Source organism: Sporolactobacillus terrae DSM 11697, from assembly GCF_000648615.1.
Taxonomy (GTDB): domain Bacteria; phylum Bacillota; class Bacilli; order Bacillales; family Sporolactobacillaceae; genus Sporolactobacillus; species Sporolactobacillus terrae.
The window spans coordinates 22,108-45,572 of the sequence record NZ_JFZC01000009.1; the positions used below are offsets into that span (position 1 = coordinate 22,108).

The following is a 23,465-nucleotide window of genomic DNA, read 5'->3' on the forward strand; positions in this document are numbered from 1 at the left end:
CCTTCTACAGACCGATTTTTTATCCATCGGCTGGGGCATGAGTCGATAAGCAACCTTACAGATCTGTAAGCCGCGGCCTTGGAACTGTAAGCAAGCGCCGCACAAACCCTTGTATACTAGACACATCAGATAAATTAAAGTCAAGGAGCGATCACGATGTTGTTACAAGTCAATCATTTGCAGAAAATTTTTCAGACACGCTTCAGTAAAGAAAAAACCGTTGCCTTGCACGATGTAACCTTTAGTGTTGAGGACGGCGAATACATCGCCATTATGGGGGAAAGCGGCTCGGGGAAAACAACCTTGCTGAATACATTGGCCACACTTGAAAAACCGACGTCTGGGTCTGTGCTCCTGAGCGGTCAGGACGTCACAAAAATTAAGGAAAACAAACTGGCGGAGTTTCGCCGTACCCATTTGGGGTTCATTTTTCAGGACTTCAATCTGCTCGATACCCTGTCGGTTCGCGACAATATTTTCTTGCCGCTCGTCCTTGGTCGCCAAAAAGTACGCGTGATGGAACAGCGCCTAGAAAAACTCGCACCGAGATTAAATATCAGCGATCTGCTGAACAAACAGCCCTTCGAGTTATCCGGCGGTCAGAAACAGCGTGTGGCAATCGCACGCGCACTGATCACCGAACCGGAACTTGTTCTCGCCGATGAACCGACTGCAGCGCTCGACTTCAAGAACAGCGAGGGACTGCTCACCCTTCTTGAAGATATCAATGAAACGGGGCAAACCATTCTGATGGTGACGCACTCGGCGATCGCCGCAAGTCACGCCAAACGCGTGTTGTTTATTAAAGACGGTCGCATCTTTCATCAGCTTTACCGCGCAAATCGAGAAGCCGCCGATTTCATGCAAGAGATCAGCATGACAATGACGAACCTGCTGGGCACGGAGGTGAGATAATTTGTTTTACGTGAAATTAGCCGGTCGCAACATACATCAATCCATGAGCAATTTTCTTCCCTTTGCACTTTCAAGTGTTGTGATGTTTCTCATGAATCTTATGATCGCAACGATTTTGCTGAGTCCAAGCTTGAAAAAGCTGCAGCGTTGGGAAAACTTCGCGATGCTGCTGAGCTTAGGATTGATCGTTTTGACCATCTTTGCGACCATCTTTATGATTTATAGTTATCGTTTTTTACTTAAAAGACGGACAAAAGAATTTGGACTCTATAATATTCTCGGTCTGAAAAAACGGCAGATTGTCCGCATTTCTATACTGGAGCTGCTGATGATGTTTCTTGTGACTGTGGTTGCTGGAACCATTCTTGGCATTGTATTGGCCAAATTTTTATACCTCATCTTAATTAACCTAGTAGGTGAAAATTATTTCGACTTGCAGTGGAGTCCGCTTGCAGTTGGGATTGTGACGGTTCTATTTGCGTGTATCTATCTACTCTTGATGATCATCAGCAGCTTCTCGATCCGTCGTCAGTCCAGTCTGGAATTGCTCAAAAATGCGAACAAAGGTGAAAAAGAGCCCAAGTCACGCGGCATTCTCGCCCTGCTTGGCCTTGTCTCATTGGGCATCGGTTATTACCTTGCCGTAACGGTTGCCTCGCCGCTCGACGCCCTAACGAAATTCTTTATCGCCGTACTGTTTGTCATCTTCGGTACGCTGCTGTTCTACATGAGCTTTACAATTTGGCTGCTCAAACGTCAGAAGAAAAATAAAGGCTATTACTATCAACCAAAACACTTCATTACCGTTTCAAGCATGCTGTATCGCATGAAACAAAATGCGGTGGGATTGGCAAATATAACGATTTTGGTGACGATGACGTTCGTCACCTTAGCCACAACGGTTGGCCTCTTTTCCAGTATCAATGGATTTCTGAACGACTACTTCGTGCGCAACACGATCATCAACATCAATACAACGCAGCAGCAAAGCATTGAACTCGTTGATCAAGTGGCTGAGAAAAACGGAATAAAGTTGAGCAATCCGGTCGTTTACGAACGGTCAAACAGCATCGTCGGAGCATTGAACAATGGCAAATTCGAGAACAAACAAAACCTTGCCAATCTGACGGCTGTGAACTTTATGACTGCAGAAACCTATACCACATTGACTGGAAACCCTGTTCATCTGCGCGGAAATGAAGCGATTGCCTTCCCGGCAGTTGGCAGCTTAAACGAGAATCAAGTAAAATTTGGGAACCGCACGTTTAAAATCAAACAAAAAATTAACGGCATCCGCAATTTTCCATCAACCAGTAGGATGGCATCAAACTGGTTGATCCTGATTGTCAACTCAAAATCACAAATTCAACCCGTACTCGACGATGCAACCAAAGCGGCAGGCAATCATTACCTGCTTGGTTTTGATACGACCATCAGCGCCGATTTAACGGGCAAAGATGCCAAGAAGCTTCAAACTACTTTATCCAATTATCGTGTAAATGGAGACGCTCCGATTCAGCGCAGGGATGACTCAAAAACGAAAATCGAGCAGGATGACCGCGGCGAAGAAAAAACGCTTGCCGGTATGCCTCCGACCTTTGAACGTTATGATGACATGCACCAGCAACTTATATCTTTTGCAGGCGGCTTCCTGTTCATTGGCCTGGTCTTAGGGTTCACCTTTATTCTCGGTACCGCATTAATCATTTACTACAAACAAATTTCTGAAGGAGAACAAGATAAACGCAGCTTCGAAATCCTGCAAGAAGTCGGTTTAAGCAGCGATGAAGTGCGGCAAACGATTCGCTCACAAGTGCTGCTCGTCTTTTTCATGCCGATCGGCGTCGCAATTGTCCATTTCGGCTTTGCCTTCATCATGATTCAAAAATTGATCAGCTTATTTGGCACAACACGCTTTGGCCTACTGTTGCTGACAAGCATCGGTACAATCGCCGTCGTTGCTGCAATTTACTACATCATTTATAAACAAACGAGCCACGCCTATTACCGAATTGTGGAACGCTAATCGCCCGAAAACGGTGCCCATGCTGCGTTACGGCTGACGGCGTTGGTGCTCGAAACCGAGAAGGAGTCTCATCATTGATTGTTTGAGCTCCTTCTTTTCGCATTTGTCCCTTTTCAAAAAAATCGGTAGAATGAGTATAACAATCACTAGGGGAGAATTTCTGATGACTAAAGTCTTTATTGTGGAAGACGACGCAGCGATTGTGAAACAGCTCGCTTCTGCGCTGAATGACTATACCGTTGTTTCCGTACAGAATTTTCGCAGCGTCTGCCAAGAAATTGAAGCCGAGACTCCGGATTTGATTCTGATGGACATTACCCTACCCTATTTTAACGGGTTTTACTGGACAACTGAGATTCGCAAACATGCAACAACCCCAATCCTTTTTCTCAGTTCGGCAGATGACGAAATGAACCAGGTGATGGCAATGAACATGGGGGCCGACGATTACGTCACCAAACCGTTTTCAGTCGACGTGTTGAAGGCGAAAATCAATGCCTTGCTGCGCCGAACCTACAGCTTTTCTCAAGCACAATTGACGTTCAACGGCTTCGTCTTGGAAGGTACCGAAGTGAAAAAGGGGACGAACAAAGCGGTTTTGACGCCAACCGAAGCTAAACTACTGCGCACCTTCTTCGAACAGCCCAACCAAACGGTGACCAAAGACCTACTGCTTGCAAAGCTCTGGGAATCGGATGAATACATTGATGCTAATGCTCTGCACGTCAACATTGCTCGAATGCGCAAGAAACTGCACGCGATTGGCTTTGATTACATCGGAACGGTGCGAGGTGTCGGCTATGTACTGGCGTGAACGAAAGTATTTTATTTATGCCGTCCTCGTGATCGTCGTGGTCATCAGTCTGACCTTTTCTCTGCGTGGTCTGCCCATGCGCACGTTCTGGTCGAGTTTGCTGTTTAGCATGACCGTTCTGATCATTTTTAGCGGCTATGACTATTACCAATTTCAACGCCGCCACCACCAACGGCTCCAGCAAATCGTTCCTCAGGTTGACTTAAGCCCGCAGTCGCAAGCAGAAAAAGATATGCAGAAGTTGCTCGAGGAACAAAAAGAGTACTACGAAACGAAAATTGCCGCGATCAAACACTTTGATGACGACTTAACCGATGTGGTGCGTATATGGAGCCATCAGATGAAGGTGCCGCTCTCTGTCCTCAATTTGATGGGACAAACCGGTGATTTTACCCGAGACGAATTGAAAGAGCAAACGTTTCAATTGGAAAACTATTTGGAGATGCTGCTGCATTACCTGCGCTTGAACCACGAGCAAACCGATTATCGCTTTACCAAAGTGCCCATGAAGCCGCTCGTTCAGTCAATCGTGCGCAAGTTCGCCCCACTGTTCATTCGAAAAGGACTGAGCGTCACCGTTGATGGCGATACGACCTGGACGACAGACGAAAAGTGGCTCGGCTTCGCCCTTGAGCAAATCATCAGTAATAGCGTCAAATACACGAAACAAGGCAACGTCAGCATCCAAATCAAAGCAAAATCGATTCAAATCAGCGACACCGGCATCGGCATCTTAAAAGAAGATCTGCCGCGCCTATTCGAACACGGCTTCACCGGTTACAACGGGCGCCGCGACAAAAAAGCAACCGGCCTCGGTTTCTTCCTTGCAAAAGAAGTCGCCAATCGGCTCTCATTAAGCATCCATGTTGACTCCGAAATTGACAAAGGAACGACGGTGACACTAAAAAGGAATGATGGAGCGTGAAAGGGCTACAGCCATATTTTAATTTAAAAGGTGAACCTATTCATATTGAAGTATTGTGGATTAAATCCTTGCAGAAAAGAGATTAAACATATAATAACGTGGATGAAGGTGTGTTCATAAGTTAGAAAGGATTCATTCACAGAAGAAGAAAGGCTGAAATTACATACCGATTTTCTTTTTGATCTTCTGAACCTCTTTACGGGTTTCCCAATGTTCATCATGTACCATTTTAATTTGATCGGACAGATCCTCATACATGTCATCCATTCGCCGATTCGTTTTTTTCAGATCACGTTTAATCTCTGAGATGTCTTGTTTCATCTCAATGATGTCTTCTTTCATCACAACTATATCTTGCTTCATCTCTGTGATATCTTGTTTCATCTCGTCCATTTCAACGCGCATGCCTTTAACGTTCGCGTCAACTTCTCTAATCGCCTGCATGATCATGCTCAATTCCCCAGCCATAATCGCCCACCTCCTTTTGTTCTATCATAACAGCTGCCAAATGAATGCTGCAAGGACAGAGTCAGGCCTTCTTACAATCATTTTAAAAGAAGGACTGCCCCACCTGTTTGCTGTTTAAGCATGACTTTTCCGGCTAAGTGGAAGCAAAGCAACGATCTGTTGCATCGGTTTTATTTCCATGCATAAGCATCCGTTGGCATTTGCAGGTAACGCAACCATTGCGGATCAGCGAGACGAAGGAACGTTAGCGAAATGCCGTACATATCATTTGAGGTCATATAGTTGCCTGTTTTTCTGATCGGGGTTTTTAGTCCGTACAACTCGATCAGCCGACCCACGTCATTAACAAAAATAAACTGATCCATAAGCGGCGTCGAGCCAAGGCCATTGACCATGATTGCAAATGTTTCCCCTTTTTTCCATGCAAACGCATTTTTCAGCTTATTCATCAGTTCAATCGCCAGTCGTTCTGAGGAATGCATCTTCTCAATCCGGTAACCCGGCTCTCCGTGAATCCCGATGCCAAAATAAATTTCGTCTTCGTTTAATGAAAACAGAACTTTATCTTGATTGGTTATGGTGGAAGGCGACAGAGCAACCCCCAGCGTTTTTGTCGCTTCAACCACTTGGTCGCCTAAATTCTTCAATTCAGGCAAACGCAATCCGGATGCAGCGGCTGCGCCAATTATTTTCTGAACGAAGACCGTACCGGCAACGCCTCTTCGCGTCAACGCGTAGGTTTTGCGATCCAGACGCTCTGTTGAAATATCATCTGCAACAATAACCATTTCAACAGGAATGCCTTCTTGCTTTGCCCACTGTGCGGCTTGATTAAATGCTTCAATGTCCGCTTTGAAATTTTTCACAACGAGAAGAACGCCTTCAGGTCCAGCGACCTCTTTAATGGCCCTAGTTATTAATTCTGCTTTTGGCGGGGTAAACAGCTCCCCGCACACCGCTGCTGTCAGCATCCCATCCCCGACATATCCGGTATCGGTCGGTTCATGCCCACTTCCGCCCCCACCAATCACCGCAATCCGATCACGTGCCCACTTTTTTGAATAGAAGATGCCCGTCCGCCCAATACGTGTTAACAAATCCTGATAATTAAAGGCAATGCCTTGAAACATATCTTCAATGATGTCTGCTTTATGATTAATAATCTTTTTCACCGTAGCGATCCCTCTCTTTTACCTGTATTGTTACGCTTTTACTAGTCCGCGTCAATTCCCCAATGGTATAATTTAAATAGGGGTGTTCGGAGGCGAAGCTGAACCGATGACAGGATCACTAATCACCAAAAAAACGATTGCCACTGCATTAAGAGAACTTTTGAAAAAGGAATCGTTTGAAAAAGTAACGGTTCGAGACATCATGCGTCATTGCCACATGCGCAGACAAACCTTCTACAATTATTTTAAGGATAAATATGAATTGGTTTCCTGGATCTATTATGAAGAAGCAATCGAGAATATCCAGGATTATATGAACTATGAAAATACAGCAATGATCATTGAACGCATCTTCACCTACCTCTATGAGAATCAGAATTTCTATATAAAAGTCCTTGAATTTACCAGCCAGAATTCACTCAGCGACTATTTACTTGAGCAGACGAAACTTTTGATTCGCCATTGGATTGACGAATTGGACGATAACGGCGATTTATCCCTAACAAACGATTTCGCCGATTTTTTGAGCGACTTTTACAGTTATGCCATTGTTGGCGTAGCCATTAAGTGGCTGAATGACTCTTGTCCGGAAAAACCGAAGATCATCGCCAAGCGTATTGTACGGCTCTTGGATCAGGCGTTTCAATCCGCGCAAGATCGGTCGAAGCATCAAAGACGCGACTAACAATTGGTCAGTCAGTTATGAAAACCCCGGCATTTGGCCGAGGTTCTTTTGTTGATCATTCTAAATTAGCAGATAAAGAGCATGGCTTCGAAGAAACTCGGTTAGTCCACTGCTAGTAATTTCTTCTCGCTTTCGACAGACCAGCCATGGCGAGATTTATAGTCTTTGACATACGCATCGACACCTTTGATTGCTTGGACCACATCATCTGCCGTAATCGCAAACGGCATTTGATGGATCGTCTCTCCAGGAGCCGTCGCCTTTTCACCGACCTTGTAAAGTTCTTCATCCGTCGCTTTTTCAAGATGAATTTCTTTAAGTGAGGTTGGCAAACCAAGTTTCAGATAAAAGCCAATGTAGCGTTCCAGCTCATCAAACGGCTTATTCTCAAGAACAAGCTGAGTCAGCGCACCATACGCTACCTTTTCTCCGTGCGTCAGGTGGTGAATATCACCGGTCAAAGCGGTAAATCCGTTATGAATCGCATGGGCTGCGCCAAGTCCGCCATCTTCGAAACCTAGACCGCTGAGCAGCGTGTTCGCTTCGACAATCGCTTCAAGTGCCGGTGTAACAATTTTCTGTTGGTTCGCTTCAATCGCAGGAAGCGCATAATCGAAGAGCACTTTTTCGCAGGTTTCCGCAATTGCCTTACCTGCCAACGTCGGTTGTTTGCCGGACATGGTATTATTATGTCCTTCAGCAACCGCACGCGCTTCAATCCAGGTGGCCAGTGCATCTGAAATACCCGAAACAAGCATCCGATGCGGCGATTCAGCAATAATCCGCGTATCAACAATAACGAGTTCCGGATTCTTATCATAGAACAAATAGCTTTCAAAAGCACCGTCATCAGTATAGATTACAGACAGGCCTGCCGTTGGTGCATCGGCGGAGGCTACGGTCGGTGCGCAAACAACCGGAGTATCCAGATGATCCGCGACTGCCTTCACCGTATCTAGCGTTTTCCCGCCGCCAAGTCCGATCACCACATTCACTTTTTTTGTCTTTCCGGACTCTGTCAGTCGATTGATTTCATTAATGCTGCATTCGCCTTGAAAGACTTCTTTGACAACTTCGATTCCACCTTTTTTAAGCTGAGCGGAGAAGGCTTCAGCAGCAGCCTTCCACACAGTTTCATCGGCAACGACAAGCGCTAAATCGCCTAACTTTTTCACATACTGATCCGCTTTCTTGAATACATCTTTCCCTTGTACATAACGGCTTGGGCTGACAAAAACTTTTTCCATGATAACTTCCTCCTCTTTCACCAGTTATTAGATGGTATGGGTCGGCATCCAGCGACTTTTTTGCGGGTGACACGAATCATCCCGACCGGTCTCCCGACTGCAAGGTTTGCAGTGCTCCCATTGTTCGCTTCTCCCGCAGAGAGGGTACATAAACTTCCACTTGTTTTGCTATGCTCACGCGTACTCGTATTTCAAACAGCGTTTACGACGCGATCATTCATTTTATTTTAAGCGGTTTCAATTCTGAGTGTATCGAATCTTCCGAAGCATTCGCCTGAAGCATCGCCGCTGCAACATAAGCGCCTTCGACAAAAGAAACATTCTGAATCTCTAGGTTTTTATCTGTTGTCTCGCTAACGAGATCTAGATTCATCTTTGCGCTCCCCAGGTCGTAAAATGCCCAAATGCGCGGCTCTTCAAACGACGTAACGGCTTCATTGATCCGATCAAAACTTGTCCCAACACCATTGTCTTCTGTGCCTGCTGCAGCTTTAATCGTCACATCCCCGGCGACTTCCTTAAGCAGCCGCAACACACCATCACCGATTTCACGAACATGAGAGACTAAGAGGATACCAATCTCAGGCATGATCAGCACCAGCTTCCAAGAAGGCATGGAACAGATAACCACTTGATTGGGCACCTGGGTCAATATGGCCAACCGAACGATCGCCCAGATACGAAGCTCTACCTTTTTTTGCTTTCAAACTTTTGGTTTCGGCTACAAAGGCATCAATTTTCTCATGCGTTAATGAACCGTCTGCCAGTGCTTTCTGAACCGGCAGCCAAACATCCAGCATCGTCTTATCACCGGCTTCGGATTTTCCGCGATGAGCGATGGCTTCCGCTCCCGCCGCAATCCATTCACTGCGGTCATCGGTTTCACCCGCTTTTTTCGAGAGCGCGAGCAAAGCCGAACCGTACAGCGGTCCTGAAGCCCCTCCGACTTTGGAGAGGAGAGCCATCGCCGCGTTTTTAAATACAGCCGACGTGTCACCCGACTGATCCAAACTTTTTAATAAAAAGTCCGCGCCGCGTGCCATGTTATTCCCGTGATCCCCATCGCCAATCGCGCTATCTAACTCACTCAGATACGTTTTCTGTTCATGCAACTGCGCTGCAAATAGCTCCAACCATTTTTTTATTTTATCTACCATTAACATCATCTCCCTTTACCATGCAAGTGTGTGCGTTTCCCATTTCAAGTTCTCCAGCCAGCGCGCATCTTCCAATTTACAGAGCGTCAGCGAAAGTCCTTCCATATCTAACGAGGTCGTCAAACTGCCTACTTTGATAAAATCAATCAAGAGGCCGTCTTTCTTCAGTAATTTCTCCGCATCCTGCCAGAAAATGTATTGTTCCATCAACGGTGTGGCACCCAGTCCATTAACGAGTACCGCATAATGTTCGCCTTCAGACCATTGAAAAGCGTTCTTCAATTTAGAGACAATTTCTTCAGCTAATTCACGCGAGGTTTTCAGTGATTCACGTCTGTAGCCGGGCTCGCCGTGTATGCCGACGCCAAATTCAATTTCGGTGTCCCCTAATTCGAAGCCCGGTTTGCCGACTTCAGGAACCGTCGCCGCTTTAAGCGCGACGCCCAGTGTCTTGATATTGGGGACGATCCGGCCGGCAACCGCTTTCATTTCATCTATAGTCGTCCCTCTTGCTGCTTCGGCACCAAGGATTTTATGAACGAACACCGTTCCGGCAACTCCGCGTTTCCCCTCCGTATAAGTACTGTCCTCGACCGCAATATCATCATCAACGACAACGGATTCAACACGGATACCATCGGCTTCGGCCAAATCTTTGGCCATTTCGAAATTCATCACATCGCCTGAGTAATTTTTAATAACGAGAAAAACACCTTTCCCCTGATCCACCTGTTTAATCGCTTCATAAATCTGATCCGGAGTCGGTGACGTAAATACCGATCCGCAAACCGCCGCCGCAAGGATTCCGTCCCCGACAAATCCGGCGTGTGTCGGCTCATGACCACTACCGCCGCCACTGACTAAAGCGACTTTGTCTTTGGGCAGTTCCGAACGATAGATCACACCTGTTTCAGGGATATTTTTCAATTGACCACATCCCGCAGACACAATCCCCTGAACCATTTCGTCAACAGCCTGCTCCGGTTTATTCATGATTTTTTTCACTTTATCTGCCCCCTTTCATTTTCCACATGTCTATATTAACTTGTATGCGATTACATTGTAATGGACAGATTTCCAAATGTGTCCGCTTTCATTTGCGAATAGCTGTCCACAGCAGCTCACCCATTAAACACAAACCGCTAAATTTTCAATCGCAAGCTATTGACAGTTTTGAAAAAAGAGTATAAAGTAAAAACACTCTCAAAATTCGTGAATAAATCAATGCAATGATAGGGAGAGTAGCTTTTATCGAGCCTTTTAGCGAGCTTCTACCGGTGAAAAGGGAGCAGGTGTCGATAAAAAGTGAAGGTAGCCCTTGAGCGGTGAATGCGACATTCGACGAATGAAGTGTTCAACGGCAGCACCCGTTAACATGCCAGCGTCTTGCCGATGTTACTATCGGCAGTACGTGGCGAGGCGGCAGCCAGTGATGGCGCCGCAAACAAAGGTGGTAACGCGTATCCAACGCCCTTTAAAAGCATGATGATGCTTTTAAAGGGCGTTTTTATTTTTACAATTTTCAAGGAGGAGTTTACACATGAACACAGAGAATCAGCAATCCAAGCTGACATTCATTAACTATCTAACGATCGGATCACTGCTTTTCGGCATGTTTTTTGGTGCCGGCAATTTAATTTTCCCGCTGCATCTCGGCCAACTGGCGGGCAGCAATTGGTTTCCCGCCGCGATCGGTTTCCTACTTTCCGGCACACTGCTGCCGCTGCTTTCGATCATTGCCATCAGCATCACCAAAAGTGAAGGCATTTACGATGTTGCGCGACCAATCGGCCATCATTACGCCCTGATCTTTTTGATTTTGGTTCACGCCACACTGGGGCCTCTGTTCGCCACGCCGCGTACCGCAACCGTACCGTTTGAACTTGGTTTTGCTCCTTATGTTTCGGCAGACCACAAATGGATCTGGCTGCTCGTCTACTCGGCCATCTTTTTCGCGCTGACCTATTTCTTGTCGCGCAGCGAGTCACATATAATTGACGTCATCGGCAAACTGCTGAATCCCCTTTTCTTAGTCCTGCTCTTCATTATTTTCTTCGTCGCATTTCTTAAGCCAATGGGGGACGCCGGACAAGCAGCAATCAGCACCGACTACATTCACGCTGCGCTGACAAATGGTTTTCTCGAAGGCTATAATACAATGGATGCCCTAGCCGGCCTCGCCTTCGGTGTCACGATCGTGACTTCCATTAAGCTGATGGGCGTCCGCAATCCCAAATCGATTGCTGCGGCAACGGCAAAATCTGGAATCATCTGCATCAGTTTGGAAGCACTCATCTATCTTGGCCTTATTGTGATCGGTGCAATGAGTTTGGCACACTTCAAACTTTCGGAAAATGGCGGGATCGCTTTCGGTCAAATTGCCAATCATTATATGGGCGCAGTGGGCAGCGCCATCTTAGCCACGTTAGCGACCGTCACTTGTCTCACTACGGCGATGGGGCTGGTCACCGCCTTTGCCCAGGATTTCCATAAGCAGTTCCCGCGGATCAGTTATTTAGCGTTCCTGCGATTGACCTGTTTGATTTCATTCATCATTGCCAATGTCGGATTAACGCAGATTATCAACTGGTCACTGCCGATCTTAATGCTTTTGTACCCGCTCGCAATCACGGTAATTTTCTTATCAATCCTGTCACCATTGTTCAAAAAGTCGCCAATCGTTTACCGATTCACAACGCTCTTTACCGTTATTCCCGCTTTATTTGACGCCACGAACGCGCTGCCGCCAATCTTGAATCAGGCGGCGCCAATTCAAGCGCTGATCCACTTTGCAAGCAGCTATCTGCCACTGTTTAACCTTGGCTTCGCCTGGATTCCTTTTGCCCTGATCGGCTTCACCCTTGGCATCGCTGCGTATCTACTGTACAGCCGTGTGCCCTCACTATCGCTGAACGCAGAACTAAAAGCAAAACAAAAATAATTCAATGGAATGAAGGACAGCCATGCTGCACGGGCAGCGGCTGTCCTTTTTGTGTTTATTGGAACTGCTTATGCGAGCCATCACAGTTAGGCATTTTTTTCGAGTGCCCGCACACGCAATCGTTTAATCCTTTTCCTTTGAGGATTCTCGGCACACTTTTTTCAATTCTGGACGCCCGCGTTGCCGATCGTTTCGCTTGCGAAAAATAATAAATGTAAGCATTTTGCCTTCCCGGCGTCAGCGCCTCAAAAGCAGGCTTCAACTCAGGCAGTTCCTCGAACTTACTTTTCAACTCTTCGGGAACGCCGACTTCCGCACGCTTCTTCATCGGTACTTTTTGTCCCGCTTTTTCAACAGCAATGGCTTCAAGAATGTACGCCTTGATCACATCTTCCAGATCAGCAATTTCTTGCACCGTGGTAAAGCGAATCTGCCGCGCCGCCTGAACGTTTTCGGTTTGCTGAATCAGAATGCCATGCGCATCCTTCAACAATGCTCCTTTGTGAAACAGCAACGCGCAATAGTCTTTAAAGCCATGAATCAGTACAACGTTTTTTCCTTCAACTGTATAGCACGGATGCTTCCACTTAAACGCCTCCGTCAGCCCGCAGTCCAGAACAATCGCCCGGAGCCGCGCGTAGCATTCCGCCCACTTGCTCGGCTTACTTAAGAATTCATCAACTTTAGGGTTTAATCTGCTCTCTGTCATTGGGCAACACCTTTCTCTCGGTTTCTTCGAACACAACGTTTTGTGCCCGTTTCATCGATACTGCCTTTTCTGTGCACCGGTCAAGAGCATCCGCTGCTCTTCCCCTATAGCAACGTTTCGAATCTCAACTTCAAAGGCCTTAAAACAAGCTGAAGCCCACGACTTTCCCGTGATCGCTTTAAATACCGCGTCATCACAAATCGCAATGATTTTTCGATACGTGCGGCCCGTCATCTTTTCTAATAGAAGCATTTTCAGGATATCCGCCAACATCTTTTTCTGTTGCGGCGGCTTCAGTGAACCGATATGTGCATAGATTTCACCAATAATACCGTGCTCATCAGAATAAAAATCCGGCTGAATCGTCGCATCCCCACATGGAACAACCGGATTGGCGATAAGATCCGTCCCAAGCTCATCGCTTATAATCTGAAAAATATGCTTTTCAATCTGCTGTTGTTCCAGTGATGAAGATGCATGCATCCGATTCGTTTCCCCTTCAACTTTTCTGTGCACCGGTCAATCACGATCTGGCATTCTTCATCAACCAGATTATCCCGCACACTGCTGAGCAATTACTCAGATATTTAAAATCTCCTTGATATCCTTCTCAGTTAACCGAGACAGCGACTGATCGCCGGATTGAACGACGGATTCAATTAAATCGCGTTTATTTTGTTGCAGATCGTGAATTTTTTCCTCAATCGTGCCTTGGGTGATCAGCCGCACGACCTGCACAACGTTTCGTTGGCCGATTCGATGCGCTCTGCCAACCGCCTGATCCTCGACCGCGGGATTCCACCACAGATCATACAAGATCACCGTATCGGCACCCGTGAGATTAAGTCCGGTATTTCCAGCCTTTAGCGAAATTAGAAAAACATTCTTCTCTCCTTGGTTGAACTGATCGACCATCTCGACCCGATCTTTCGCCCGAGTTTGTCCGTCAAGGTAAAAGAAGCTCACGCCCTGCTCCGTAAACGCCTGGCGGATGATCGCCAGCATACTGGTAAATTGAGAAAAAATAAGTATTCTCCGGCCGCTTTCAAGTGCATCGGAAATCAGTTCCAAAAGCTGCTGCAGCTTCCCGGACGCGCCTTGATAGTCTTCGACAAAAAGAGCGGGATGACAACAAATTTGCCGCAGACGGGTGAGGCCGGCAAGAATCTTCATCCGGCTCTTTTGAAAGCCTTCGTTTTCAAGGGAATCCTTCGTTTCCTTCTGGATTTTCTGAAGATAGGCCAGATAGAGTTCCTTCTGCTCTTTCGTCAGCTCAGAGGTATGCACCGTCTCAATCTTGTCCGGAAGTTCCGACAAAACATCCTTTTTGATGCGACGGAGTAGGAACGGACGAATCATTCTCACAATTTTTTCTTGATCCATTTTTTTGAAATCGGAAAGCTTTGGAAAAAATCCGGGCAGGATGGTCTGGAAGATCGACCAGAGTTCATCAATTGAATTTTCGATCGGCGTACCGCTCAGCGCAAAGCGATTCCGGGCCTTGACGACACGGACGGATTTCGCCGTCTTTGTGTTAAAATTCTTGATCGTCTGCGCCTCATCAAGGATCAGCGTGCTGAATTCCTGATTCTCATAGGTACCGATATCCTGTCTTAGCGTTTGGTAGGACGTGATCCAAAGATCCGGTTTCGCCTCTTGCTGGTACAGGTCCTCTCGTTCCTGCACAGTACCGGAGGCGACCACTGCATGCAAGTCCGGGGCAAATTTTGCCAGCTCATTTTTCCAGTTGTAGATTAGAGAAGCCGGGGACACAATGAGCGCCGGCTGAGTTGTCGAATCCTTCTCTTTTTCCGATAAAAGAAAAGCGATCGTTTGTATGGTCTTACCCAAACCCATCTCATCCGCAAGAATACCACCAAGTCCATAGTGACCGAGCGTTTTCATCCATTGATAGCCATAAAACTGATAATCTCTGAGCTGTGCGTGCAGCGATTCCGGCACATCAAAGTCAATCAAGTCAGGATTCTTCAAACGATTGAGGAAGCGTCGGAACACCTTGCTGATTCCGATCCCTGCATGCTGTTCCCCGAGTATGGATTCAAGCTGTCCACCCCGATACATCGGCAGTTTCAATTGATGATTCTGCAACTCATGCTTCGAAATGTTCAGCTCGTCCAGCATCTGTCCGACAGACGCAAACGCCTCGTCCTCTAATGGGATAAATGCGCCGCTTGGCAGGCGATAATACCTTTTCTTTTCCACAAGCGACTGAAGAATCCTCTCGATATGATCCTCCGCGATGCCCTCGATCTGGAAGTTCACCTCCAGCCAGTTGCCACCGGAGTCCACATCAATGGATGCAAACGGCGTGTTCTGCGCCGGCAGCACAAACGACTTGACCGCATTGGTCATCAAAATTTCCGCCAGATCTTCCAGTTTCGGAAGCGTTTCAAACAAAAAGGTACAAATAGCCTCCTCCCCGTCGGCGCAGACCTTTCTATTGTTCATGGTTAACGGAGCCGACTCGAGCAGATCCATAATCCTCTGCTCTTTATCCACATCACGAATAAAGATCTGCTTGTCCGAATTGATGCTGCGATCGTTCTCAAAGGGCTTCACCATAGCATCGCCGTAATGGTATTCGAGCTGAACCGTCAGTTGTTCCCCTGCACGGTCGAGCAACACTTTCGCATGTAACGGGTACGAAGCAATCCGATCCGACACTTGATCGGCAATACTGAGCTGACTGATTTTCTTTAGACCCGGTGCAACTTGAGACAGAAACGGCTCGATCTGATCTTTTCCAATCGGCAGCGCGCTCAATCCGTCATAGCGGACAATCGAAACCAGATGGCTCGCAAACGCGCTCTGCGCATCAGAAAGCGGATATAATTCGCCATCCTTGATCAGACACCCATATTCATCTAAGTACTGACAGCCCTCCAAATCGGAAAGATCAACCTCATAATGACCATCGGAACGTTCATCGAGCCGAAGCGCAAAGGGCAGTTCATGCTCATGAACGACGGCCTGCTTGCGCCCCCAATAGCGATCGTCAAGAAAAACAGAACAGGATTGCAGTTTCGTCAAGAGTTCAGGAAATAGAGCCGGGGGAATCGTGAATTGGCGGTCATCATTGACTGTGCGTCTGCCGGTATAGGCATACTGCAGATTCCGGTAATTTCTATAGTTCATCTGCTTGCCAAGCAAATCGATCACGGCCTGATCTTCCGGTAAAAAGCCATGTTCCAATGGATCGAAGGAAAACTTTTTTGTAAATGTAAACGAGGTCTGATCGATCACGGAAAGGATAAAATCGCGGATGTCCTTGACCACATACAACCGGTCAACACCGCTTTTCATCTCCAGAACAAACCATGAACCGTCGTTCTTAAGCGTCCATTCCGTCTGCATCATCCGTTTATGCCCGCTTCGCTCCCGATCACTTTCCTTCTTCTGAAGCCAAGAGAAGCGATCAATCAGCCGATTGGTGAGCACTTCTTCCCGGTGCAAGCGCCCACGCTCAGCAGTGCGCGCGGCCGTCGATGCCACCTTGCGCCCTGATGATTGATGTCCCGCTTGCTTCCGCAGATTTTGCTGATCCTCCATAAGTTTAAGAAGAACAGCGGCCACATGCTTGCAAGGAGTTGGAAAACTTCGAGCCGCCGGACAATCACAGTGACTATACAACGATTGATCGTCAATACGGATACTGACACGGTATGGTTCCGTCCCGTCAACCGATGCCTGCCAGTCCCCGCCTTCCGGATCAAAATGAAAATCCCGGACACGCCCGTTTGCATAGTACCTGTGTCCACGCTGATAAATCGTCGACGAAAATAAGCCCTTAATCATTTCCTCTGTGAGTTGAATTCCCATTAAATAACACACCTGTTCCATCAATTTATCGGATCACGTTCATGCCCATGACCTGCGAATCACAAGACATGAACACTTTGTCAACATAACCCTGTAACGATCGCCGTATCAGTACTTGCGAAAAGACTAGCAACTAATCTCTCTGAATCTTTCTGATTTCACTATACCATAAGATCGATTGAAGGTTGACGACCGTAATTGATTTTCCAAACGGTGTGAGGTTGTGCTGAAAAATTACTTAGGAAAACTTATTAAATTTCCGTTTCAACCGATTTCAACGTTTGTCCCTCTTGAGTTTTCCACTCAGTTCTGCCATTCGCACTTCGGCCCATAACAACTGCCGCTGCCAATGACGGGCTAGAAAATATCCGATCCTCTGTGAATCTATAGCTTTTATCAATAGCACGTTCAGAAATAAGTTTATTTCGCAATTTTTTTAAAGAGGAAGGCATTGAGTTCGTTACGTGGGTTGCGACCGCCGAATACGATGCATTCAGTCCAAAACTCTTTACTTGAAAGATGCTGATTCAAACGATCAAAAACATTCTCAGCCTCCCCCAATGTAAACCTGGTTGGTACCATCTTCTTCCTTTTTGATTACGGCCAATGATATGTACCACTAGGACGTGCGGACAAAATCCTGGACTTCGGGTATACTATAAATCATGTATTCTAACGTAGATAAACTCAAAGCAGTTCAGCTATTCCATCAATACGATCGAGCATGGGCACAAGTCCTTCGTGAACTGGGCTATCCCTCACGAAGCGCCCTTAAGTTATGGGTTAGGCAATACGAATCAGACGCTCATGCCTTTGATGAGCGGAGTCGTGGAAAGTACACAGATTCTCAGCGTAAGGAAGCCGTAGATTACTACTTCGAACACGGTCGTAGTTCTGTTCGTGCAGTTCGCATCCTTGGTTTCCCTTCCCGCACTCTGCTAGACATCTGGGTACGGGAAGATTCTCGGTATACTGAGCACAAGATTACCGTTGCCCCGGATCGAGTGAAACACCCAATAAAGCCACGTGTGGTAAAGTCAAATACCACCGCTATGCAGGTCGCTAAACTAAAACAGAAAGCGCCGTGTGACGCTGTGAGTCGGGTTGCTCCTCGTAATCTAACTTCGCTGAACCACGAGGAGTTACTAAAAAGGGCACAAGAACTAGAGCTCCAGAATGATATCCTTCTCCAGGTGAATGATCTCTTAAAAAAAGATCTGGGCATCGATCAGCTCAACCTCACGAACCTGGAGAAGGTTCAAGTGATTGATGCCCTACATTTAAAGTATCCACTCAAGACACTCCTGGCTGCGCTCCAGCTATCCAAGAGTAGTTACTTCTACCAACACACGGCAATGGCCCGAGAGGACAAATATGCGCAGGTGCGGCCTCGGCTTCACGCTATCTTCAAGCAGAACTATTCCAGCTATGGCTATCGACGAATGACAGGGGAACTTCGCGATGAAGGTATCCGTCTCTCTGAGAAGGTTGTACGACGCCTAATGGTAGAAGAAGGCCTGTATGTCACGGTTACACGCTGTCGAAAGTATAGCTCTTACGCCGGTGAGATCACGCCGGCCGTTCCCAACCTCTTAGCACGTGACTTCACCGCAGATCGTCCTAACGAGAAGTGGCTCACAGACATCACGGAGTTTTCGATTCAAGCAGGCAAAGTCTATCTCTCACCAATCATTGATTGCTTTGATGGGCAGATTACGAGCTGGTCTATCGGTACAAGTCCGAACGCAGAGTTAGTCTCAACAATGCTTAAAGCAGCAGCTGAGACACTCAATGACAACGAGAAGCCAGTCGTCCATTCAGATCGTGGCGCGCATTATCGCTGGCCTGCCTGGATCGCCTTGATGGAGAAATACGAGCTCACTCGTTCGATGTCGAAAAAGGCAAGTACGCCCGATAACGCTCGAGCGGAGAGCCTCTTTGGGCATCTTAAGACTGAGTTTTTCTACAACCAAAGTTGGCAAGGCGTCTCGGTTCAGGACAGTAGATTACTACTTCGAACACGGTCGTAGTTCTGTTCGTGCAGTTCGTGCATGTATGGATTTTCAGTGATCTGCAGCACCGTTTCCCGGTCGGAGGTGCCCTGGCGCTGCTGGATAATCAGAGCACCCAAAGCCAAACGGGCCGAAAAGGGCTTGGTTCCCTTCGCCGTGGCTTTTTTGAAGGTAGCGGCATAGTGTTCCTCAACTTTCCACCAGGGAATGATTTGAGCCAGGATGACCCATCGATCCTCTTTATTCAAAACGCCCCCGAAAGGGAGAAAAAAGTCGTCCGGCATTATCAACTGATGTTCCTGATTTTTGTACAATTGAATCGCTCCATCTGCAAGGTCTGCAAGGTTTTTTTCCGGAAAAGCCCGGAAAATCGTTTCTTTTCCTTGCCTATCTATTCGACAAAAAGGCGTATAAATCCTGCCGTATCAACGTTTTTTGTATGTTCAGCAAACCCTAACTATCGTGAAACCAGAACTTTTAAGCAGTTTAATGAAACATTTACCAACTTTAGAGTTATTTTCAAACTCTTCCAACAAAATAATTTGAGCTTTACTTTTCATTATGTACTGCCATATATCTATCGCTCTTATCAATCGACTTAAAACCTGATCTGGGCTATTCCAGTCTTTAGTTATTTTTTTTATTTGGTTTCCACCAAAATTGTTTACGTTTAATGATAAAATGTTCAAATCATTTTTGCTCATCAGATTATTCTCCATTATCTTGCTTATCATTTGAAATATACTAGCATCTCATCACTCTAACTTCTATAACAGTTGGCTACTTCATATTTAATGTCTAATTTACACAAATTCAACTTAGTTTTTCCTTACTTGCTGCAACCTCACCTTGGCTTTCATTAATTCCCTCAATTTTGTCTTTATTTTTTTCAGATTCACCTCGTTGAACTCCCATCATCATATCGAAATGTGCTCCTTGATCAGAGTTTTTAAATATTCTCTTAAATACATCAAAATAAATTCTACTTGACTCTGGGTTAATATCTACATATAGATCATCATTTACATGATGTGAACCATCATTAGCCCATGAAAGCAAAGAATGACAAACTACCTTATCCTCTTCGGGAAAACCTTCTATTATTTTATTTACATCAATATTGCCGAAAAACTTAAAATAGTTTTCCAGTATTCTTCTCATAATATTTGGTGTAGTTATTGGATTGGGATTATCCTTTAATTCTTTCCACAATAACTCATATGAATTTTTAATTGGATTCTCATTGTATTCTTTAGCATGAGATACGTTATACACTTTTGTTAAAATCCAAAATGTTTCATCGTTTAATTTTTGACTTCCTTGACCTATATTAAACGAAACTTCCTTGTGAAAATAAACATTATGAGTAAATATTATCAATTGTTTAAAAGTGGAATCGTTATTTCTTATTTTTTGTTTTAGTCCATTAATTAAGTTGCTAACAACAAAAAGTATATTGCTATCAAGACTTGATATAGGATCATCTATAACAATTGCTCTTTTTGTTTTTACTTTTCCCTTTTCATTGCTACCATTAATTAACTGATAGAAGTACAAAAATGTTATAAAAGTCTTTTCTCCTTCACTTAATGTATCATTGGCGTCGCATCCATCTTCTCTTACAATTTTATAATTACCTTTTTCTTCCGACTCATCTAAATGAAAGTTTGTAAAACCAAAACACTTAAGCAGTTTATTTATTTCATTTATTGAAGGTAATGTACTGGTAAGCTGATTCTGATGTTGAATAATGTCTTGCTCTAATTTTCTACTAAATTCATCTATTTCAACTTTTCGCTTTTTCATTCCTGATAATGCTCTATTTTTTGAAGTAGATTCGCTCTTAAAATATTCATAATTTCTTTTGTTCTCTTCAACGACAAAACGCCATATATCTTTTGTTAGTTTCGCCTTCTCCTCTTTAATATTATCAATTAACCGATTATGTTCATTTATTTGCGTATTTATTTGTCTAATTTCTTCATTGATTTGCTTTATATATTTAGCGATCGGGTTTAACTCAACACTTCTACTTGGTTCACTACTTTTCTTTTCAAGAATTTGTTTATTTTCTTTATATATCGAATCTATCATTTCGAAAAAATGTTTGATTTTCCCAATGTCACCAAAAGGCATATATTCATCTGTTAAAAAATGCTGCTTGTCTAAAATTAACTGGATTACTTTGGAATAATTTTCAGAGGAGGACTTAAGGAGTGCTAATTGTTCAGTATAGGTTTCATCAAAATATTCATCTAATAATTCTTTGAATTTAAGTGGCAATTTTTGTTGGCAAAATGGACATAAATCATCAGAGAGATTAATATAATTCCGTCCTTGTCGTACCCAATCACTAATGTTCAGTTTAGAAATCAGTTTAGAAATATTTATATCCTCTTTGCCTATAATTTTTTCTTTAAAAATTGGCTTTCTCTCAATAGAAACGTCATAGTATATTTCTGGTATCGATCTAATCTTATCTTTATTCCCCTCAAATACGGACTCGACTCTTTTTTTCAAATCAATAAATGTATGTAGATCACAATCATTATTTTTCGCTTCTTTTACGCATCGTGACATAAAATATTCTTTTTTATTACGAAGACCCTTAAAAGCTTTTTTGAATGCTTCATCATATTTCAATTTTACATCCCAGCATTGATTCATGAATCTTGTCTCTACATTCTCTATTTCTACTTTCACTGTATCAATGTTACTATCTAATCTTCCTATTTTTTCCTTGTGCTTTACTATTTCACCTGAGATTTCATCGATCTTATTCAACAAGTCAGTAGATTCCTTACCTAAAGTAAAGATACCTTTTATCGCATTACGTACATTAAAGTTTTCATCAACAAAATGTCTATTATAAACATAAATATCCTGGGGAGTATTGTGCTCCCATTCAATGCTACATGACGAAGAACTTTCTTTACTTCTTAAAAACTCTGAAATTGTTGTTTTTCCTGTTCCATTACTTCCAAAAATATAATTGATTTTCTTTAAACTTAATTTACAACCTAACTCGTCAAAGGTCGCTGTTTTATTCATATTTATCTTTTTAATCATCTTTATCCCTCCCCACTAATCAAATAATTAAAATTAACAACCGTATCCATAAATGATTCATGTTCTCATAAGTTACTTATGTCTAGAGAATTAAAAGTTGCTGGCTGATGCTTTTGGTTTTGCATCTATAATAATGATTTGTGCAGGGTTCTCATTAAAGGATTTTTTTCTTTGGTAGCTAGCCTCTACCTGTTGAATTCTCTCTGAGTGCACCCCATTGTCTACAATTAAAAAGATCTTGTGTTTTGCTCCTTCTGACATTGCATATTCTTCTATTTGAACCTCAAAGCCATGCAATATATCCTTATTGGATGTTAATTTAATCTCTATAACAGTCTTATCTGTCCCTCTACTTATTTTAAAGTCAACTGGACCTCTGCCAGTATTAGACTCAGGGCTGATGTCCAAACCATTAAAAGCACAATAGTAATTTGCGACCCCATGTAATGTTCTTTGCACTATTTTTTCTGAATTCTTGCTACTTGCTTTTTCATAAACAGAATAGCCTTTTTGGTTTTCGACCCAATGCTTATATCCATCCAGTATTTCCAGCGTTGAATCATAGGAATTTTTATGAGACTCTAGAACAACATTAGACCTCTTATAAATTATATGAATTATTTTTTCAGTTAGATAATCCACATTTTTATTAATGTCATATTGATTAACAGCAGTGGTTTTATAGTTAGATATAACTTTACGTAATATTGCTGGATTTTTAAAGATGAACTCTTTCATGTAGTATTTCTTTTGACTGATTGTTATTTTTTTCCATTTGTCCCCTATCAATTCATTTATTTCTGATCTTATCGCTTCATTTTCTGAACAAACTCGATCAATATCGTCCCAATCTCTCGCTATTGGAAGTTCATGCAATAGATCTACTGGCAGAAACAAAAGTTCACATTTCTTGTATGGATTAATCATTAGCCCATTCTTAAACTCAATATTAGGATGTTTGTCCTTATTTATATCTAGAGTCTTACAAATCCTTTTAGTATACACAACAATGTCATCATAGATTAGACTAGCTATCATATCACTAAGCCTATCTGGCCCAACATTTTCTTCAAAAAGGCTTGTCAAATGAAAAATTTCTGGTTGTTCAGAACCACTTTTAATTATGTCATACGCATCTTTCATAATCTGTTCTTTTAACGTCTTTCCGAACCCTGCTCCATACCTACCCTTAGAAAACCCAAGATTAATTCCACGTACTTCTGGAAAATTGAATTTCTTAATTGCTGTCCTGAAAAGCTTATCTTCTTTATTATTGGAAGACTTGAGTAAAGTTCCAATCTCACCAAAATACTTGTTGATTTTATCATATGATCTAGCAAATTCAGGTACCTGTGTGACCTTTAAACGCTTAATATTAATGAAATAATTACTATCCATATCTAGTAGCGCATCAAACACACCTAAGTTTTCTAATTCATTACATAATCTCAACTCTTCTGAAACGAATACTGACATAACCTCATC

General features: G+C 44.1%; 19 protein-coding genes, 2 pseudogenes and 1 other annotated feature. Of the genes and pseudogenes, 7 read left to right on the forward strand and 14 right to left on the reverse strand.

From position 1 onward, the window contains the following. The first annotated feature begins 156 nt into the window (after nucleotides 1-156). The 4 genes from AA84_RS0101035 to AA84_RS0101050 all read left to right on the forward strand — a co-directional run bounded on the left by AA84_RS0101035 (nucleotide 157) and on the right by AA84_RS0101050 (nucleotide 4,680). On the forward strand, nucleotides 157-915 hold the full coding sequence (locus AA84_RS0101035) for an ABC transporter ATP-binding protein (RefSeq protein ID WP_028975673.1): 759 nt from the start codon (nucleotides 157-159) through the stop codon (nucleotides 913-915). Between the two features lie 10 nt (nucleotides 916-925). Further along, the gene (locus AA84_RS0101040; RefSeq protein WP_236628045.1) at nucleotides 926-2,941 is read left to right on the forward strand and encodes an FtsX-like permease family protein; all 2,016 of its coding nucleotides are present in this window, start codon (nucleotides 926-928) and stop codon (nucleotides 2,939-2,941) included. 163 nt (nucleotides 2,942-3,104) lie between these two features. Continuing rightward, complete coding sequence (locus AA84_RS0101045) at nucleotides 3,105-3,755, forward strand: response regulator transcription factor (RefSeq protein ID WP_028975675.1); 651 nt, start codon at nucleotides 3,105-3,107, stop codon at nucleotides 3,753-3,755. Further along, nucleotides 3,742-4,680, forward strand: a complete 939-nt coding sequence (locus AA84_RS0101050; RefSeq protein WP_028975676.1) for a sensor histidine kinase — start codon at nucleotides 3,742-3,744, stop codon at nucleotides 4,678-4,680. The genes AA84_RS0101045 and AA84_RS0101050 overlap by 14 nt, the downstream gene beginning before the upstream one ends. A gap of 159 nt (nucleotides 4,681-4,839) precedes the next feature. Here AA84_RS0101050 and AA84_RS16760 read toward each other — a convergent pair whose 3' ends face one another. Beyond that, on the reverse strand, nucleotides 4,840-5,148 hold the full coding sequence (locus tag AA84_RS16760) for a coiled-coil domain-containing protein (RefSeq protein WP_037562612.1): 309 nt from the start codon (nucleotides 5,146-5,148) through the stop codon (nucleotides 4,840-4,842). A gap of 170 nt (nucleotides 5,149-5,318) precedes the next feature. Next, complete coding sequence (locus AA84_RS0101060) at nucleotides 5,319-6,320, reverse strand: dihydroxyacetone kinase subunit DhaK (RefSeq protein WP_028975677.1); 1,002 nt, start codon at nucleotides 6,318-6,320, stop codon at nucleotides 5,319-5,321. A gap of 106 nt (nucleotides 6,321-6,426) precedes the next feature. Here AA84_RS0101060 and dhaS point away from each other — a divergent pair, with 106 nt between their 5' ends. Continuing rightward, nucleotides 6,427-7,005 carry a dihydroxyacetone kinase transcriptional activator DhaS gene (dhaS, locus tag AA84_RS0101065; RefSeq protein ID WP_028975678.1) on the forward strand — a complete coding sequence of 193 codons (579 nt, stop codon included), beginning with the start codon at nucleotides 6,427-6,429 and terminating at the stop codon, nucleotides 7,003-7,005. Nucleotides 7,006-7,106: 101 nt separating this feature from the next. Here dhaS and AA84_RS0101070 read toward each other — a convergent pair whose 3' ends face one another. The 4 genes from AA84_RS0101070 to dhaK form a co-directional block, all read right to left on the reverse strand. Then, on the reverse strand, nucleotides 7,107-8,255 hold the full coding sequence (locus AA84_RS0101070; RefSeq protein ID WP_304363905.1) for a glycerol dehydrogenase: 1,149 nt from the start codon (nucleotides 8,253-8,255) through the stop codon (nucleotides 7,107-7,109). A gap of 214 nt (nucleotides 8,256-8,469) precedes the next feature. Next, nucleotides 8,470-8,841, reverse strand: coding sequence for a dihydroxyacetone kinase phosphoryl donor subunit DhaM (gene dhaM / locus AA84_RS0101075; protein ID WP_028975680.1), 372 nt, complete (start codon nucleotides 8,839-8,841; stop codon nucleotides 8,470-8,472). Continuing rightward, nucleotides 8,834-9,415, reverse strand: coding sequence for a dihydroxyacetone kinase subunit DhaL (gene dhaL, locus AA84_RS0101080; protein ID WP_028975681.1), 582 nt, complete (start codon nucleotides 9,413-9,415; stop codon nucleotides 8,834-8,836). Before dhaL ends, dhaM begins: the two co-directional genes overlap by 8 nt. Nucleotides 9,416-9,424: 9 nt before the next feature. Continuing rightward, a complete protein-coding gene (gene dhaK, locus AA84_RS0101085) occupies nucleotides 9,425-10,414 on the reverse strand; it encodes a dihydroxyacetone kinase subunit DhaK (RefSeq protein WP_028975682.1) in 990 nt (329 codons plus the stop codon). Between the two features lie 215 nt (nucleotides 10,415-10,629). Beyond that, nucleotides 10,630-10,887: a binding site (T-box leader), on the forward strand. Between the two features lie 62 nt (nucleotides 10,888-10,949). Here dhaK and brnQ point away from each other — a divergent pair. Continuing rightward, a complete protein-coding gene (gene brnQ / locus AA84_RS0101090; protein WP_037562614.1) occupies nucleotides 10,950-12,350 on the forward strand; it encodes a branched-chain amino acid transport system II carrier protein in 1,401 nt (466 codons plus the stop codon). 55 nt (nucleotides 12,351-12,405) lie between these two features. Here the strand turns inward: brnQ and AA84_RS16765 are convergent, their stop codons facing one another. The 4 genes from AA84_RS16765 to AA84_RS19590 form a co-directional block, all read right to left on the reverse strand. After that, nucleotides 12,406-13,059, reverse strand: a complete 654-nt coding sequence (locus tag AA84_RS16765; RefSeq protein ID WP_081791688.1) for a DUF1801 domain-containing protein — start codon at nucleotides 13,057-13,059, stop codon at nucleotides 12,406-12,408. 51 nt (nucleotides 13,060-13,110) lie between these two features. Next, entirely contained in the window at nucleotides 13,111-13,542 is a 432-nt protein-coding gene (locus AA84_RS0101100) for a hypothetical protein (RefSeq protein ID WP_010027488.1), read from the reverse strand. Between the two features lie 96 nt (nucleotides 13,543-13,638). After that, nucleotides 13,639-16,899 (reverse strand): DEAD/DEAH box helicase, encoded by a 3,261-nt coding sequence (locus AA84_RS0101105; RefSeq protein ID WP_028975684.1) that lies wholly within the window; start codon nucleotides 16,897-16,899, stop codon nucleotides 13,639-13,641. Between the two features lie 251 nt (nucleotides 16,900-17,150). Beyond that, nucleotides 17,151-17,351, reverse strand: coding sequence for a DUF4357 domain-containing protein (locus AA84_RS19590; protein ID WP_081791689.1), 201 nt, complete (start codon nucleotides 17,349-17,351; stop codon nucleotides 17,151-17,153). Nucleotides 17,352-17,564: 213 nt separating this feature from the next. On the opposite strand from AA84_RS19590, the pseudogene AA84_RS16770 reads away from it, so the two are divergent. Further along, nucleotides 17,565-18,899: pseudogene (locus AA84_RS16770) on the forward strand (IS3 family transposase); the annotation flags it as partial. 50 nt (nucleotides 18,900-18,949) lie between these two features. Here AA84_RS16770 and AA84_RS16775 read toward each other — a convergent pair. From AA84_RS16775 to AA84_RS0101135, 4 genes and pseudogenes are all read right to left on the reverse strand, one after another. Then, a pseudogene (locus AA84_RS16775) lies at nucleotides 18,950-19,225 on the reverse strand (transposase); the annotation flags it as partial. A 129-nt stretch (nucleotides 19,226-19,354) separates the two neighbouring features. After that, nucleotides 19,355-19,615, reverse strand: coding sequence for a hypothetical protein (locus tag AA84_RS0101125; RefSeq protein WP_028975685.1), 261 nt, complete (start codon nucleotides 19,613-19,615; stop codon nucleotides 19,355-19,357). A gap of 109 nt (nucleotides 19,616-19,724) precedes the next feature. Then, on the reverse strand, nucleotides 19,725-21,980 hold the full coding sequence (locus tag AA84_RS0101130) for an AAA family ATPase (RefSeq protein ID WP_028975686.1): 2,256 nt from the start codon (nucleotides 21,978-21,980) through the stop codon (nucleotides 19,725-19,727). Nucleotides 21,981-22,070: 90 nt separating this feature from the next. Continuing rightward, on the reverse strand, nucleotides 22,071-23,456 hold the full coding sequence (locus tag AA84_RS0101135; RefSeq protein WP_201770033.1) for a hypothetical protein: 1,386 nt from the start codon (nucleotides 23,454-23,456) through the stop codon (nucleotides 22,071-22,073). Nucleotides 23,457-23,465: the final 9 nt, after the last annotated feature.

What these genes read in the sequence shown, in the direction of transcription:
- AA84_RS0101045 (WP_028975675.1), top strand. Translation starts at nt 3,105, where the DNA reads ATGACTAAAGTCTTTATTGTGGAAGACGACGCAGCGATTGTGAAACAG.
- dhaM (WP_028975680.1), bottom strand. Translation starts at nt 8,841, where the DNA reads ATGCCTGAGATTGGTATCCTCTTAGTCTCTCATGTTCGTGAAATCGGT.
- AA84_RS0101105 (WP_028975684.1), bottom strand. Translation starts at nt 16,899, where the DNA reads ATGGGAATTCAACTCACAGAGGAAATGATTAAGGGCTTATTTTCGTCG.
- AA84_RS0101135 (WP_201770033.1), bottom strand. Translation starts at nt 23,456, where the DNA reads ATGTCAGTATTCGTTTCAGAAGAGTTGAGATTATGTAATGAATTAGAA.
- brnQ (WP_037562614.1), top strand. Translation starts at nt 10,950, where the DNA reads ATGAACACAGAGAATCAGCAATCCAAGCTGACATTCATTAACTATCTA.
- AA84_RS0101125 (WP_028975685.1), bottom strand. Translation starts at nt 19,615, where the DNA reads ATGAGCAAAAATGATTTGAACATTTTATCATTAAACGTAAACAATTTT.
- AA84_RS0101130 (WP_028975686.1), bottom strand. Translation starts at nt 21,980, where the DNA reads ATGATTAAAAAGATAAATATGAATAAAACAGCGACCTTTGACGAGTTA.
- AA84_RS0101050 (WP_028975676.1), top strand. Translation starts at nt 3,742, where the DNA reads ATGTACTGGCGTGAACGAAAGTATTTTATTTATGCCGTCCTCGTGATC.
- AA84_RS19590 (WP_081791689.1), bottom strand. Translation starts at nt 17,351, where the DNA reads ATGCCTTCCTCTTTAAAAAAATTGCGAAATAAACTTATTTCTGAACGT.
- dhaL (WP_028975681.1), bottom strand. Translation starts at nt 9,415, where the DNA reads ATGTTAATGGTAGATAAAATAAAAAAATGGTTGGAGCTATTTGCAGCG.
- AA84_RS16760 (WP_037562612.1), bottom strand. Translation starts at nt 5,148, where the DNA reads ATGGCTGGGGAATTGAGCATGATCATGCAGGCGATTAGAGAAGTTGAC.
- AA84_RS16765 (WP_081791688.1), bottom strand. Translation starts at nt 13,059, where the DNA reads ATGACAGAGAGCAGATTAAACCCTAAAGTTGATGAATTCTTAAGTAAG.
- dhaS (WP_028975678.1), top strand. Translation starts at nt 6,427, where the DNA reads ATGACAGGATCACTAATCACCAAAAAAACGATTGCCACTGCATTAAGA.
- AA84_RS0101035 (WP_028975673.1), top strand. Translation starts at nt 157, where the DNA reads ATGTTGTTACAAGTCAATCATTTGCAGAAAATTTTTCAGACACGCTTC.
- AA84_RS0101100 (WP_010027488.1), bottom strand. Translation starts at nt 13,542, where the DNA reads ATGCATGCATCTTCATCACTGGAACAACAGCAGATTGAAAAGCATATT.